The organism is uncultured Thiodictyon sp. (assembly GCA_903837595.1).
Taxonomy (GTDB): Bacteria; Pseudomonadota; Gammaproteobacteria; order Chromatiales; family Chromatiaceae; genus Thiodictyon.
In genome coordinates, this window is record CAILVI010000309.1 from 1 (window position 1) to 14,724 (window position 14,724).

Below are 14,724 nucleotides of genomic sequence, written 5' to 3' on the forward strand. Positions count from 1 at the left end.
CTTTCACGGTAACGGCCATGGCGCCCGCGCCACCCCGAACGATGAAAGTGGCGGGCGCGTGGGCCGTTCCCCTCCCCGGCCCTCCCCCAATAGGAGAGGGAGAAGTGGAGCGCGCTCCCGGCGCGACTTTCACGGTAACGGCATACGTGGGAGCGGCTTTAGCCGCGACGAGGCCACCGCAACTTGCGAGGGCGCGTCGCGGCTAAAGCCGCTCCCGCCGGATTCCGGCGCGGATCTAGAGCGTCAAGAGAGGCCATGAAAACCACACGTCGGCGGCGTTTCAGTTCTGCGTTCTTGGGGCCGGCGGTCTGGCTCCTGCTATTGCCTTGCCTGCTCGCCCCACCGCTCGATGCCCACGCGCAGGCGGCGGGGCCAGCCGGAACCGCGCCCCCGGCACCGATCCCGCTCGCGCAGATCGCACCCTCCGCCACCGCGGTCGCCCAGCTCTTGCGTGGTTACGCGGCGTACCTGATCCCCAGCGGCGAGATCGAACACATCCGCGCGACCCTGACCGATGTCAGCGCCAAACTGGAGAGCGACCGGGCGCAGACCCTGGCCCTGCTGCGGGAGCAACCCTCGCTGGAGACGCTCCAAGCGCAGGAGCAAAGTTGGTCGGCCCGTCAACTCGCCCTGACGGCCTGGCTGGAGACCCTCACCGCGCGCGCCACCAGGCTCCAAGGCGCGGCGACCCGTCTCGCCGAGCTGCACGGAGCCTGGACCCTGACCCGGCAAACCGCACAGGCCACGGCGAGCCCTGCTGCCTTGCTCCAGCAAGTCGACGACACACTCGCGAGCCTCGCGGCGGCGCAACCACTGTATCGCGCCCAGCGCGACGAGACGCTCGACCTTCAGACCGCGGTGGCCCGCGCGGTCGCCCGGTGCGAAGACATCAGGACGCGCGTGCTGGAAGCCCAGGAGGGCAGCGTGGGGGAGGTCTTCGCCCGCACCGGCCGGCCCCTGTGGAGCCCGGTGCTCTGGAGCCAGGGGCTGGCCGTACTGCCTGAGCGCGCGCACCAGATCGGCGCGACACTGAGTACACAGTGGGGCCTGTATCTGCACGACCGGACAAAACGCCTGCCGCTGCACTTGGCGACCTTCTTCGCCATCCTGATCATGCTGCGCGCGGCGCGGGGACGCCTGCGGCAATGGACCGCCGAGGGCGCGGACATCGCACGCATCGCCGTCGTCTTCGACCGCCCCATCGCTGCCGCACTGATGGTCGCACTGATGTTTGCGACCAGCGTGGCGTCACCCGCACCGCCCGAGGTCAAGAATCTGCTGGGGGCGCTCGCACTGGTGCCGATGATCCTGGTCGCCCGCCCCTTACTGGACGCGGCAATCCACCCGGGGCTCTACACCCTGGGGCTGCTGTTCGCGCTGGATCGGGTGCGCCACACCTTCGGTGGCGTCCCGCCCGTGGTCGATCAGGCCATCCTGTTCGCGGAGTCGCTGGCCGCGGGGGGCGTGGCACTGTGGCTGGTCCAGCACCTGAGGTCGCGTCGGCGCGAGGCGCCGCCGGCGGACCTGCACTGGGTCTGGCGGTTCCTGGCAGGGGCGGCCCTGGCCGCCTTGACGGTCGGACTCTTGGCCGCTCTGGTGGGCAGTCTGCAACTCGCCCGGCTTACCACGCCGACGGCCCTGGTCGGGGCCGCGTTAGCACTCTTTTTCTATACGGTCGTCGAGGTGGTGAGCGCGGTCATCGCCTTCGCCCTGCGGGTATGGCCGCTGCAACTGCTGAATATGGTCCGCAACCACCGCAAGTGGTTGGAACTGCGCGCCCACCGGTTGCTCATCTGGGTTGCGGTCCTGAGCTGGTGGTATCGCTATCTGGACTATCTGGGGCTGTGGGACCCGCTCACCGGGGCCATCGGGGACCTGCTCGCGGCCCGCCTCACGCTGGGCACCTTCAGCACCAGCGCCGGTGACCTACTGGCGTTCGTCCTCACCCTGTGGTTCGGCTATCTCTTCTCGGCGACACTGCGTTTCATACTCGCCGAAGAGGTCTATCCCCGCAGCCGCATGCCCGCCGGGGCCTCCTACGCCACCTCGAGCCTGCTTCAATACGGCATTGCGATCCTCGCCCTCTTCATCGCCGTTGGATTCCTGGGTATCACACTCACCCAGGTGACGGTGTTCGCCGGGGCACTGGGGGTCGGCATCGGACTGGGCCTCCAAAACGTCGTACAGAACTTCGTCTCCGGGCTCATCCTGCTGTTCGAGCAACCGATCCATGTAGGCGATGCGGTTCAGATGGGCGAGTTGCAGGGGCGGGTGCGCCGCATCGGCATCCGGGCCAGCGTCGTGCGCACCGTGCAGGGGGCCGAGGTGATCATTCCCAATTCACAACTGACCGCCACTCAGGTCACCAACTGGACCCTGAGCGATCAGCAACGGCGACTCGATCTGCCGGTCGGCGTCAGCTATGGCAGTGAGCCCGGCCGGGTGATCGAGCTATTGGAAGAGGTCGCGCGTACCAGCCCTGGCGTCTTGTGCGATCCGCCGCCCCGCTGCTATTTCATGGGTTACGGCGATAGCGCGATCAATTTTGAGCTGCGGGTCTGGACCGAATACGATCAGACACTCGATGTACGCAGCACGCTCGCCACGGAGGTCTATCAGGCTATCTACGGGGCTGGGCTCTGCTTCCCCTTCCCGCAGCGTGAGATTCGATTGCTGTCCGATGAATCAAAATAGCTGGAGCATAGGATAGCGCTCATTCTGCACTGGGACGCGTGTCATACTGCCCCTGACGCTCGCCCTACTGCTGGCTGCGCGCGTTGATGCCGCCGTCCAGACCGAGGCCGTCCAATATCATGACGGCGATCAGGTGCTGACCGGCTATCTGACCGATGACGACGCGCAGACGGGTAAACGCCCCGGGGTGCTGGTGGCCCATGAATGGTGGGGCCTCAACGACTGCGCCAAACAGCGGGCGCGGATGCTCGCCGAACTCGGCTATGTCGCCTTCGCGGCGGACCTGTATGGCGACCTCAAGGTCACCACCCATGCCGCGGACGCCCAAGGCTGGATGACCCAGATCACCGCCAACCAGGCGGCCTGGCGGCCTGGCGGCCTGGCGGCAAAGTCATCGATGTTACCTGTGACCAGAATCAGACCATTGACGACGGCGATGGCTGCGGGCGCCCCTGGAGACTCCGCCTCCTCCGCCCGGGACTCGCCCCGTGGGAACCCACTGGCGCCGCGCCGGGTTGGCCCCCCACCCGGCGGGCGTCTTGCAGTATCCTAATGGTCGCGGCGACGCGCTGGCCGGCGCTTTCCGTTTTTTTGCCGGGTTCATAGCCATGACAGACTCCTTGCGCCTGTAAACCCGGAATCAGTATGCGCCTGTCGGTCGCTGAGTGTGTGTTCTTGGCTGAAGAGTCTTGCTAATCAGGAGAAATCATGTCTGGCTCAAGAGTGCCATCATTGTCGATACTGGTCTCGTTGGTGCTGCTCGCCGGTTGCGCTACCCGCCCGATCAATCCGCCGATCACCCAGACCGACCCGAGCACCGGCTACCGTTGGGAGACGCGCCAGGCGCGGGACAGGAACAAGGAGAATCTGGTCATCCTCGCCTTCTCGGGCGGAGGCACCCGCGCCGCCGCCTTCTCTTACGGCGTCCTGGAGTTCCTGCGGCGTACCGAGGTGGTCGGACCGCAGGGCAACAAGGTCCGCCTGCTCGATGCGGTGGACGTCATTACCGGCGTGTCGGGCGGGAGCTTCACGGCGCTCGCCTATGGCCTCTATGGCGACAAGCTGTTCGACGACTACGAGCAACGCTTCCTCAAGCGTGATGTACAGGGTGAGATCATCGCGCGCGCATTCAGTCCGTCCAATTGGGGCAAGCTGGGGTCGACCGCTTGGGGTCGTTCCGAATTGGCGGCCGAGCTCTACGACGAAATCCTGTTCCACGGTGCCACCTTCGGCGATCTCGACCGTGGCAAGGGCCCGCTGATCCTCGCGTCTGCAACCGACATCTCGACCGGCGCCCGTTTTGTCTTCAACCAGCGCGTCTTCGACACCGTCTGCTCGGACCTCAATGCAGTCCGGCTCTCCCGGGCCGCGGCCGCCTCGTCGGCGGTGCCCGTCGTGCTCTCGCCGGTCACGCTCAACAACTATGGCGGCACCTGCAAGACGATCTTGCCCGGTTGGGTGAAGCCCTTCCTCGACGCGGACAACCCGCCGCGGCCCGCCGCGCGGGCGATCCGCTCGCTCAAGGCCGAGCAAAGCCTGCGCGACAGCGTCAATCGGCCCTACCTCCATCTGGTTGACGGCGGCGTATCGGACAATGTCGGCATGCGCGCCGTGCTCGATGGGCTGGAAGTCCTCGAGGCGTTGCACGATGCCGGTCAACCATCGCCGTTCGACCGTGCGCGCCGGATTATCGTGATCAGTGTCAATTCACTCTCCTCGCCCCCGACCGACTGGGACAAGTCCGAGAGCCCGCCCGGCACCGCGGACGTGCTGCTCAAGGCCGCCGGCGCGCCGATCGACGCCTTCTCCTATGAGGCCGTCGAGTTGCTCAGAGACACGGCGGCGAGGTGGCAGACGTTACGTCGGATCCGCAACTCGGCCGCCTTCGCGGCCAACAAGGACCCGGCGGTCGCCGCCGCGTTGCGTGTTCCCGAGGCCGAGATCTACGCCATCGACGTGTCGTTCCCGATGCTGAAGGACAAGGCGGAATTCGCCTATCTGAACCAGCAGCCGACGTCGTTCGTGCTGCCCGCGGAGGCCGTCGATCGCCTGCGCGCGGCGGCGGGAACCATCCTCATGGACTCGCCCGAATTCAAGCGATTGCTCAAGGACGTCGGCGCCAGAGTCGTGCCGGCGCCATCGGCAAAGGGAGGTCCGACCACCGCGCACTCGAGCGGGCGGTGATCATGGCTGACGATTGATACCGGTGCACCGCGCTGCCGCTGAGCCGCGGCGTTGAGCGCCCGCCTTTGCGATGGCCAATGGCATGACGATCGGCGGGGCCCTTGCCATTTCGCGACAGACAGGGTAAACGGCAGGGACTGACCACTTGCCATCCGGAGCGATCCCACGGTGCGCCTAACCCCTGTCCGTGGCCGCCCATTGGCCGGTCTCGCCCTCTTGGATGAGGGTTGTGCGTATGGCGCCATTGCTCGTCGTCCCGGCGTTGCTGACGGAGATGGGCCTCGATCCAGGTCAGTTGATCGCGGAGGCCCGGCTCGACCCAGTCCTCTTTGCTGACCCGGAAAGCACTGTCGCCTTTGCCGACGGGGGGCGGTTCCTTGCACTGTGCGCGAGCCGGACCGGTTGCCCCCATCTGGGCCTCCTGATCGGGGAGCGGCAAGACCTGGCGGTGCTGGGTGCCCTGGGGCGCTTGGCGCGCCATGCCCCCGATCTCGGCACCGCCCTGCGCAACATCATTCTGTTTCTGCATATCCATGACCGCGGAGCCGTACCCGCACTGTGGGTCAGCGGTGACCGGGCGCTGTTGGGCTATACGATCTACCAGGCGGAGGTGCCCGGCACTGAGCAAATCTACGACGCCGCCTTGGCGATCATCTACAGGATTTTGCAGGGCCTGACCGATCCAGGGTGGCAGCCAAGCGAGGTGTGCCTGTGCCGCCCTCGGCCCGTCGAGTGCGAGCCCTACCGACGCCTCTACCGCACGGGATTGAGGTTCGGCGCCGAGCATAACGCGGTGGCCTTCGCCGCGGCCTGGCTCGACCGCCCACTGCGCGACGCCGACGCCGCGCGTTACCAGCAGACCATGCAGGAGATTCTCGCCCTTTCGGAACAGGGCGGTGGCGATCTTGTCGCCCCATTGCGGCGCGTGCTGCGTCGACAGCTGGTCGGCGGCGCTGGTCAAACGGAGACATCCCTGGCGGAGGTGTCGAAGCTGTTTTCGATCCATCCACGCACCCTGAACCGCCGCCTGCGGGACCAAGGCACCAGTTTCAAGGCGTTGATCGATGCAATGCGCTACGACATGGCTCGCCAGCTCCTGCGCGATACCCGCCTGCCGGTAGCGGAGATCGTGACGGCCCTCGACTACTCGGAACCCAGCGCCTTCAACCGCGCCTTCCGGCGCTGGTCCGGGACCACGCCGCTGGCTTGGCGCGCCGCCAATGCCCCCGTCTGATCGCCTTCAGGACCTGGACGCTCAGCGATCGGCAGCGGCGCCTGGAACTCCCGGCGGGCCTGAACGACGGCGCGGCACCGGCCGAGATAATCGCGCTTGAGCTTCCCCTTCCCCAGGCGCGAGATGCGCCTGCTGGGTGCTGGCCCCGGCGTCGAGCCCTAGGATAATCGAGGCGATTCTGTCGTGAAGTGTCCACCAAGATCTTGGAGCGAAAGGTACTATCGGCGCGATGCCAAGGGCACCTCGACCGCCATCCATCACCAGTCGGAGACCAACCCATGACGACCAGACGCAACCTCCTCGCCACCGCGGCACTAATGGCTGCCGCTGCCCCTCTGACCTCCGGCCTCGCCCTGGCGGTGGTCGAGATCAGTCATCCGGTCGTCGAGGGCCGAGACTTGGTTTACAACTACAAGTTGATCGAGTGCCCCATGCCCAAGTCCGGCGGGGCGACCGCGCTCTTCATCGACTGGGTCGGCGTGGGGGGCGGGGTCGGTCCAGGCTTCCATGGCGTCGGAGCCGGGGCGCGCGGGGTCGGCAGGCGTTAACCCAGCGGCGCCGGCACCCACAGCAGCCGTCCGCCATGCGGTGCCCAACTGAGGCGAACGTCCATCAATCCCGCATGGGGGCAGACCGATGAAATCAGTCAAACGCGTCGTCGCGGCACTGTGCTGCGGGGCCTTGGCGGCATTATCGCTCGCCGCGGGCGCGGCCCAGACCGAGCGGCTGGGCGCCGTCGAGGCGATCAAGATCGCCACTGACGCCTATATCTACGGCTATCCCCTGGTGACCTTCGACATGGCCCGTCGGCAGCAGACCAATGTGGCCGAACCGGATGCCGAGCACGCCCCCATGGGGCAGATGATCCGGATGCGCAGCTACCCGGCGGTGGACAACCACTGCTGCGCCGCACCCAACACCGATTGAGCGCCTACGGCAAGCCTTACACGCCGCCGCCGGGCAACCTGGACCCAGGGTTCGACATGAAGACCGCGGTGCGCAAACAGGTCAATGCGCTGGACATTGACGACTACTTCAAACGCCTTGCCGAACTGATGAAGACCAATCCACCGACGGCACAGGACGCGCCCATGGTGGAGCGCATGGCCAGGATTGGCCTCATTCCGGGCCAGGCATTCGACCCGGAAAAGCTCGGGTTCCTGGACCGGGAGGCGATCCGGATGGTCCCCAAGCTCGCCCTGCTGGAGATGGGACTCCACCTGAAGGAGCAGAAGACGACCAACGGCTGGCTCTACTTCACCGAGGGTGTCTGCAACTTCGGCACCGACTATCTGACCCGGGGCATGGCCAACCTGCTCGGCCCCGGATGGAACCGCCCGCGGGACGCCGTCTATCCGCTGTCGCAGAAGGACGCGAGCGGCGACGAATACGACGGCGAGAAGCACAAATACGTGGTCCGGTTCGAGAAGGGCAGGCTGCCGCCGGCCGACGCGTTCTGGTCGCTCACGATGTACGACGGCGACTTCTTCTTCGTGCCGAACGCGATCAACCGCTACGACCTGGCGCAGCGCGACACGCTCGTCGTCAATGCGGACGGATCGGTCGAGCTGTACCTGCAGGCCCAGTCGCCTGGCAAGGACATGGAGGCCAATTGGCTGCCGGCGCCCAAGGGCAAGTTCCAACTCGTGATGCGCATCTATGCGCCGAAGCAGTCGGTACCGTCGATTCTCGACGGCACCTGGACGCCGCCGCCGGTCAAGAGGGTACCGTAGATGTTTCGTTCCTTGAACACACGCGCGCCGCGCCTGCGACCCTGGGCACTGGCACTTGCCGGCGCCGCGCTGCTTGCCGCTGGCCCGGGCTGTGGACTGGTGAAGGAGGGCAAGGCCTGGCTCTACGGCGTGCAGGCCTATGTCTTTGGCTTCCCGCTGGTCGTGATGGACCTCACCAAAGAGGCCGCCACCGGGGTGCCCCGCGCGGGCGAACTCACCGCACCGGTGAACCAGTTCTCGGTCATATTATGGCACCGACTATGAGACGCGGGCCGGCATCGCGCTGATCGGCCTGGACGGCGTCCAGCCGGTGGACATCTCGTACCCGACCGCGTTCGACGACGGCGACGGCAAGCTGCTGGACGCCGCCAACCGCTACCTGCTGCACTTTGAGCAGGGGCAGAGGCCGCCGACGCACGTCGGCTGGTCGGTGTCCATGTATGACCCGCAGGGCTACTACGTGCCCAACGCGATCGACCGTTACAACCTCGCGTCCTGGATGCCGCTGAAGCTCAACGCCGACGGGTCGCTCGACATCTACATCCAGTCCGCCTCGCCGGGCGCCGACCAGGAAGCCAACTGGCTGCCGGCGCCGGCGAGCGGGGCGTTCAACCTGACCGTGCGCGACTTCTGGCCGCAAGAAGCGATGCTCGACGGCAGCTACAAGTTGCCGCCGGTGAAGAAGGTTCACTGAAGCCAGCGCGTCCTGGGCGCCCAGGTTCAAACCGATGCACCAAGGTGCTGACGCAACCGTCAACAGTAGAGGAGATGCCAATGAAACTCCTCGGAAAGACAGCTCGCCGCCTTGCCGTGCTGGCCGCCGCATCAGCTGCCGCTTTCATCGGCGGATGCGCCACCGCCGAGCAGAACATGGCCGCGCAGCAGAAGCAGCACCTCATCCCCGGCAAGCAGATCCAAGCGACCGGGCCCAACTACCAGTTCTGCGAGCTGGGGCTGTTCTACGGCACCTCCATGGAGAACGCGGTGGCGGATTTCTATAACCCGACCGGCATCGACCACTGCACGCCGGAGCAGTTCGCCCAGCTCGAGAAGGCCAAGGCGCAGATCATCAAGGACAACGGCGCCAGAGACGCGTGGCTCAACCCCACCCGTTACTGGACGTGGGACGAATTCTGGGTCTACGAGGTCGGCGACGTGCGCCAGTTCGGACCGGTCAAGATGGCCTACATGGGTGTCGTGCCGGTAGAAGTGATGAAGAAGGCGGTCGGTGCGGGCCACTACCACCCCGGCCCGATCAGTCGCAACAACAAGTACCTGTTCAAGAAGGGGACCCGTGTCTATCTGCTCGACCTGCCGGACGGCAAGGTGCTGGTCATGCAGTCCTGGACCAACTTCACCAACAAGGGCGAGACAGCGGCCAACCTTAAGGACCTGGCCAGCCAGTTCAAGCAAGTGCCGCCGGGGTGGAAGTTCCGCTCAGTGGTGCTCGAGCAGGATCTAGTCCTCACGCCCGAGAAGGATGGCACCGCCCACATCACGCAGGACAACTTCGGCAATACCTGCGACCACGCGGGTGCCCCTACAGCAACTTCAAGCCATAGAGCGGGATACTAAGGTGGAGATAAGGCAAAGTAGTACTCCAGCCCCCAGGGGGTTAATCGCGAACAATCACTCGTTGGCGATGCGATTTTCCTTTTGATTGCGCGACTAACCCCTCAAACGCCATTGACATCCTCATCGCCCTAAAGGACGGCGATTCGTACAATCGGTCCCGTAGCTGTTAGGGTCCCGATTAACTGCACTTACTACGAGTTTCGTTGGATCGCGTGATGGTGTAGAGTGAGGAAGGGCTGAGAGGAAGCCCCCAGGCAAAGAAATAGCCCAAGACCACCCAAACAACATCGCTCGTCGAGGTCAGTCGCGAACAGCCGTGAGCATGACGCACCGCCCCTTGTCAGACCGCACGACAGATCCGCCGATGATCCTCAGCCACCCGCAGGATTAAATGATGAACCGATCGATCGTATTGACCATATTAGCCGCTGGGATCGCTGTTGCTGCGGCACCCGCGAGCGCCGTCGTTTATTGCAAGAGCGTGGGCGTACCCAAGGGCTGCGTGGCGCGGCCGGTCGCCACGGCACCGGCGGCAAAAGCAGTTGTCGCACCGAAACCAACAAATAGAAATGGCGGAGTGAACCGCGTTGGTCCGCGGCGCTGAATGGTTGTAGCGACCCGCACTCGGGGGCTGCAAAAGCCGAGCGGCCAGTCGATACCGGCTAGGGGGCTCCCTGGCCGAGCAACAGGCGTTGCCGCTGAATCGCCCGGCGCGCATGATCGATGGCGATGGAAAAGGCGGCCGAGTCATTGCCCTCGGCGGCGCGGCCATGGACGCACCATGCCACAATCTCGTTGAGCTCGTCATCCAATGGCTTCAGGTCGGCTATGGCCTGCGTTGACAATGCCTTATCCGCGATCGCGATCAGCCGATCGATCTGTCGCAGGGCAGCTGCCGAGCGATTACTCCTGAGCCTGCCTAGGAACACGGTGATCGCTGAACCGATCAAACTCAGGGCCATGCCGCCGACATAGAAATATTGTTGGAACTCTTCGAAAAAGCTTTGCTCGCCGCTGCTGAGATAGCTGGCGACACCCGGATGCACGGGTAATAGCGGATTGCCCTCGTCGGGGTCGGGTGCCTCAATCTGGCTGGCGAGTGGCGTCTTTGCCATCAGCTGTGCCTTCGTCTTGAGGAGCGAACGCGCGATGGCACCGGCCACGGCGTTGAGCATGGTATCAGGGGCGACGAAGCGGTAGGTGATAGCGAGCGTCGTCACTGTGTCGTCTGGAACGGGTGGGCGCGCGCGTAAGGCACCGGCCGGGACGTCGATCGATTCCAGACCGGGAAAGCGCTTGTTGATGGCGTCCGCCTCATCAATGCCGAGCAGCGTCGGCGCGGCCTTGGTCGCGAGCTTAATGGCATTGACCACGTCCACGACGTCCCCTGGGGCCATCGGGCCGACGGCGAGGACCGCTGCCACATGCTTTTCGCGCACCGCGGTGCCAATGTCGGTGATCGGAAGGAATACGCGCTTGACTGATTTCTCGGGGATGTCGTAATAGCTCAGTATCCTATCCAGTGTCTTGTCATTGTAGGAACTCACTGGGCCTTGAGGAATGGCGACGGCTTTGCCGGTGAGGGCCTGGACTTTATCGATTGAAGAGTTCGACGGCACGATGAAGGCGATGACATCGCGGCGCAGAATGGCGATCGTTTCGCCATTGGACGGTATTTCTGCGTCACTGCGGATGATACCCAGATCGGTCGTGTGATCCTCGATCGCCTTGGCACTACCCGCCAGGCTATCGACCGGCACCAAATCGATATGAACACGCGGATGGGCGGCCTCGGTGACCGTGGCAAAGGCGCTGATGAAGCGATAGGCCGGACTACCCTGCGGGCCGATGGTCACCCGCAGGTGTGCGTGCGGACTCCAAAAATAGACGCCGGCGATAATGCCCGCCGCGACGATCAGCAGTGCGGCAGCAATGAGAATTGTAGCACGCATCAAGAGCCTCCTCTGTTTTCGCCGTCATTGGCCAAGTTTATTGACGAACTGATCGACCTTTGCGACGAGCGCCACAAGGCGGTAAGCTAAATGTCAGAAATATCAGAGACAGACCACATTTGATTGATTAAAAACGCACTGGAGAGCCCGAAAAACTTAAGTCAGTGCCACTCAACCGCGACCCCATATACCCCTTTGGCCACCGATCGGTGATTGGCCGCGGGCACGGCCAACGCCTCCGTCAAAATATTCGCGTCGAGCACCCCATCGGCCCAGGTCTCTAACTGCGCCTCGCTCGCGGCGGCAAGTCGCTGCTCAGCCCAGTCCGGCAAGGCCCCGAAGCGGCGAGCCAGCACCCGCGCTGCGCCTTCAAGGCGGCCCTTTTCGCGACCTTCTCCAAGATCTGCCGATTCTACTGCTCGACGCATGATAGTACGCAATGGCAGACTAACAGAGTGAACACCATCGCGGAGGCCCTATGCAACCGACCACACCCACCCCGATCCCCGGCGCGGCACGCGTCCGCTCAGCTGCCAGGCCCCGGCGGCAGCGCCTGACTGCGCGTGCCCCGCTGACCCTGACGCTCGCTCTGCTGCTGGCTGGGCGCGTCGACGCCGCCATCCAGACCGAGGCCGTCCAATACCATGACGGCGATCAGGTGCTCACCGGCTATCTGACCTATGACGACGCGCTGACGGGCGAACGCCCCGGGGTGCTGGTGGCCCATGAGTGGTGGGGCCTCAACGACTACGCCAAGCGGCGCGCGCACATGCTCGCCGAACTCGGCTATGTCGCCTTTGCCGCCGACCTGTATGGCGACCACAAAGTCACCACCCATGCCGCGGACGCCCAGGGCTGGATGACCCAGATCACCGCCAACCAGGCAGCCTGGCAGCAGCGTGCCCAGGCCGGACTCGACGCCTTGAAGGCGAGCGACAAGGTGGACGGCAAGCGGCTGGCCGCCATTGGCTACTGCTTCGGCGGGGCCACCGTCATGCAACTGGCCTATGCCGGGGCCGACCTGGCCGGCGTGGTCAACTTCCACGGCGCCCTGCCCCCGGCCGGCGAGGGCCAGCCGCACATCAAGCCGAGCATCCTGATCGCCCATGGCGAAAAGGATTCCATGGTCCCCCCGGCGCGGGTCAGCGCCTTCCTGCAGGGCCTGGATGCGGCGGGGGCGGACTGGCAGATGGTGACCTATGCCGGGGCCGAACATGCCTTCACCAACCCAGAGGCCGGCAGCTATGGCGTCCCCGGAGTCAAGTACGACGCCAAGGCCGACGCCCGCTCCTGGGCACTGATGAAGGACTTCCTGCACGAGGTCTTCAGCCGCTGAGCCCTCCGATCAACCCGCCTTAATCGCCCGGACCTCTGCGGCACGCTCATCGACCGGGATCTCCGGCAGCTCCCCCGGGCTCTTGACCGGCAGGCCGCGCAGGTGATCCATGATCGCCTGCCATTCCTTGATCTCGCGGCCGGCGTCTTTCCCGGCACCGAGCGCCACACTGCCCCGATCCAGCGTACCCGGCGGCGGCAGCAGATACGGGGTTTCGCGGTCACGCGGCGCCTCGAGTGCATCGACCCGGGACTTGAGCGGCTCACCGTCCTTGTCCTTGGGGACCAGCGCCAGCTTTCCCTTGCTGTACTTGGGAATGGCCATGATGATCAGGCCGAGATACAAGGGGCAGGTGAGGTTATACAGGCGCGTGTCGTTGCCGCTGATGTCGATCGGGCGGTAGCCGTGGTCGAGGTCGCCCAGCTCAATGGCGGTCACGACATCGAAGGTCGGACGGGACGGGTCATAGTGGAAGCGCAGGCCCGAGGCGCGGGGGAAGTACTCGCCGGGGTGGGCGGGGGTGTCGACGAGCAGAAACTCCAGCAGGTGCTTCAGTTCCAGCCCGGTGAACCAGCCGGTCACGAGCGCGCTGCCGGCCGTGCGATCCACGACACCGGCGCCCAACGGCGCGACGGCGAAGACATCGTAGACCGTTTGCACGCCCGACTTCCGGCGGATCAGACCGGCGCGTATCATCCCATTGGCGGTGAAGCCGATGTCAGCCTGGGTGGCGCGTCTGTAGGCGTCGGTACAGAGGTTGGCGAGCGGGGTGCCAGCAGCAATGTCGGTGAAGGTGTTGGGCAGGTCCCGCGGAACCACCGCGAGCGGCTGATCGATACGGTAACCGCGGGCCGCGAACACGGCCGCGGTCACCAACGGCTTCTGCTGTTCGATCGCATCGGCGATGGCCCGGTCGCCGGCAATACGGTCGTCGATCGAGTGGAGGCGGTAAGACTCAACCATCAGTTGGTCCCCATCCAGGGTGATCACCAGTTCGCCGAGGGCTCTGCCCTCCTTCCCGGCCTGGACCACCGGGGTACGGCCGTTGACGATGAGCACCTCGCGCAGCTCGGTGTGGCTGTGGCCGCCGATCACGACGTCGATACCCGGCACGGCACGGGCCAGGCGCAGGTCGTCGCCATCGGTATGGCGTCCGTCCGGCCCCTTCTCCAGACCGCCGTGACTGAGCGCAATGACCACATCCACGTGTTCCGTCTCACGCAGGACCTTCACCATCTCCTTGGCCGTCTCGATGGCGTCGGCAAACGCTACTGCACCGCCGCTGGTGTAAAAGGTGGCCTCTTTACCGAGCACCCCGAACAGCCCAAAGCGCAGACCGCCGCGTTCGATCACCAGGTAACGGCGGATCACCCCCTCCTGGGCCAGGCGCTGGAGGCCGGCCAGGGTGGCGTCACCCCCGGAGAAGGTGCTATTGGAGGCAAGCACCGCCGGGGCCCGCCACGCCGATGGCCTGGCCCAGGCCGTCCGCCCCGAGATCGAACTCGTGGTTACCAAAGGTGGTGGCGTCATAGCCCATGCGGGACATGAGTTGCAGTTCGCCGCCGGTCTCGCGGCTGGCGGCACCGAACGCGGTCCCCATACTGAAGTCGCCCGCGTCCAGCACCAACACCGGACCCGCCGCGGAACCCGCCTCCTTGCGCGCGGCGATCAACGCACCCAGACGTGCATACCCACCCTGGGTCGTATCGTCGTTGAGCGTGAAAGGCGTGTAGTCTGCGGCCGGACCCATGCTGATGAAGGACGAGTGCAAGTCGTTGGTGTGCAGGATCGTGAAGGTTTTTTTCCCGTCCGCGGCGGCCGCCAGGCCACAGGGCAGGAGCAGCGTGACACCGACGGCCGCCGAGGCGGCCAGGAACTCACGACGGGAAAGCGTTTCGTGTGACATGAGGGTTAAGGTCTCCTTCCCGCCCGCGCTGGCGGACGGTGGTTTCTGAACGACCTTGATCGTTATTCCGGCCACCCTGCGAACATTGATCGCGGCCCGGGGGCCGCTCC

At 65.2% G+C, this 14,724-nt stretch carries 15 protein-coding genes; 11 read left to right on the forward strand and 4 right to left on the reverse strand.

The window, feature by feature from the left end; translation table 11 throughout:
• Positions 1 to 255: 255 nt before the first annotated feature.
• The 10 genes from QZY44_RS17005 to QZY44_RS17050 all read left to right on the forward strand — a co-directional run bounded on the left by QZY44_RS17005 (position 256) and on the right by QZY44_RS17050 (position 9,420).
• Entirely contained in the window at positions 256 to 2,694 is a 2,439-nt protein-coding gene (locus tag QZY44_RS17005) for a mechanosensitive ion channel domain-containing protein (RefSeq protein WP_295448745.1), read from the forward strand.
• Between the two features lie 133 nt (positions 2,695 to 2,827).
• Positions 2,828 to 3,247 carry a dienelactone hydrolase family protein gene (locus QZY44_RS17010; RefSeq protein WP_295448748.1) on the forward strand — a complete coding sequence of 140 codons (420 nt, stop codon included), beginning with the start codon at positions 2,828 to 2,830 and terminating at the stop codon, positions 3,245 to 3,247.
• A gap of 200 nt (positions 3,248 to 3,447) precedes the next feature.
• The gene (locus tag QZY44_RS17015; RefSeq protein WP_295448838.1) at positions 3,448 to 4,878 is read left to right on the forward strand and encodes a patatin-like phospholipase family protein; all 1,431 of its coding nucleotides are present in this window, start codon (positions 3,448 to 3,450) and stop codon (positions 4,876 to 4,878) included.
• A 235-nt stretch (positions 4,879 to 5,113) separates the two neighbouring features.
• Entirely contained in the window at positions 5,114 to 6,112 is a 999-nt protein-coding gene (locus tag QZY44_RS17020) for an AraC family transcriptional regulator (protein WP_295448750.1), read from the forward strand.
• Between the two features lie 278 nt (positions 6,113 to 6,390).
• Positions 6,391 to 6,660, forward strand: a complete 270-nt coding sequence (locus QZY44_RS17025) for a twin-arginine translocation signal domain-containing protein (RefSeq protein WP_295448752.1) — start codon at positions 6,391 to 6,393, stop codon at positions 6,658 to 6,660.
• 88 nt (positions 6,661 to 6,748) lie between these two features.
• Entirely contained in the window at positions 6,749 to 7,039 is a 291-nt protein-coding gene (locus QZY44_RS17030; protein WP_295448755.1) for a hypothetical protein, read from the forward strand.
• Complete coding sequence (locus tag QZY44_RS17035) at positions 7,036 to 7,845, forward strand: DUF1214 domain-containing protein (RefSeq protein WP_295448758.1); 810 nt, start codon at positions 7,036 to 7,038, stop codon at positions 7,843 to 7,845. Before QZY44_RS17030 ends, QZY44_RS17035 begins: the two co-directional genes overlap by 4 nt.
• Positions 7,846 to 8,109, forward strand: a complete 264-nt coding sequence (locus QZY44_RS17040) for a hypothetical protein (RefSeq protein ID WP_295448760.1) — start codon at positions 7,846 to 7,848, stop codon at positions 8,107 to 8,109.
• Positions 8,110 to 8,155: 46 nt separating this feature from the next.
• Entirely contained in the window at positions 8,156 to 8,539 is a 384-nt protein-coding gene (locus QZY44_RS17045) for a DUF1214 domain-containing protein (RefSeq protein WP_295448763.1), read from the forward strand.
• An 80-nt stretch (positions 8,540 to 8,619) separates the two neighbouring features.
• Positions 8,620 to 9,420 carry a hypothetical protein gene (locus tag QZY44_RS17050; RefSeq protein WP_295448766.1) on the forward strand — a complete coding sequence of 267 codons (801 nt, stop codon included), beginning with the start codon at positions 8,620 to 8,622 and terminating at the stop codon, positions 9,418 to 9,420.
• Positions 9,421 to 10,082: 662 nt separating this feature from the next.
• Here the strand turns inward: QZY44_RS17050 and QZY44_RS17055 are convergent.
• Both QZY44_RS17055 and QZY44_RS17060 read right to left on the reverse strand, forming a co-directional pair.
• Positions 10,083 to 11,276 carry a TAXI family TRAP transporter solute-binding subunit gene (locus QZY44_RS17055; RefSeq protein WP_295448768.1) on the reverse strand — a complete coding sequence of 398 codons (1,194 nt, stop codon included), beginning with the start codon at positions 11,274 to 11,276 and terminating at the stop codon, positions 10,083 to 10,085.
• Between the two features lie 257 nt (positions 11,277 to 11,533).
• Positions 11,534 to 11,728, reverse strand: coding sequence for a hypothetical protein (locus QZY44_RS17060; RefSeq protein ID WP_295448772.1), 195 nt, complete (start codon positions 11,726 to 11,728; stop codon positions 11,534 to 11,536).
• Positions 11,729 to 11,850: 122 nt separating this feature from the next.
• Here QZY44_RS17060 and QZY44_RS17065 point away from each other — a divergent pair, with 122 nt between their 5' ends.
• A complete protein-coding gene (locus tag QZY44_RS17065; RefSeq protein ID WP_295448775.1) occupies positions 11,851 to 12,708 on the forward strand; it encodes a dienelactone hydrolase family protein in 858 nt (285 codons plus the stop codon).
• Positions 12,709 to 12,717: 9 nt separating this feature from the next.
• On the opposite strand, the gene QZY44_RS17070 is transcribed toward QZY44_RS17065, so the two are convergent.
• On the reverse strand, positions 12,718 to 14,154 hold the full coding sequence (locus tag QZY44_RS17070; RefSeq protein WP_295448778.1) for a 5'-nucleotidase C-terminal domain-containing protein: 1,437 nt from the start codon (positions 14,152 to 14,154) through the stop codon (positions 12,718 to 12,720).
• Positions 14,138 to 14,614, reverse strand: coding sequence for a metallophosphoesterase (locus QZY44_RS17075; protein WP_295448781.1), 477 nt, complete (start codon positions 14,612 to 14,614; stop codon positions 14,138 to 14,140). Before QZY44_RS17075 ends, QZY44_RS17070 begins: the two co-directional genes overlap by 17 nt.
• Positions 14,615 to 14,724 lie beyond the last annotated feature (110 nt).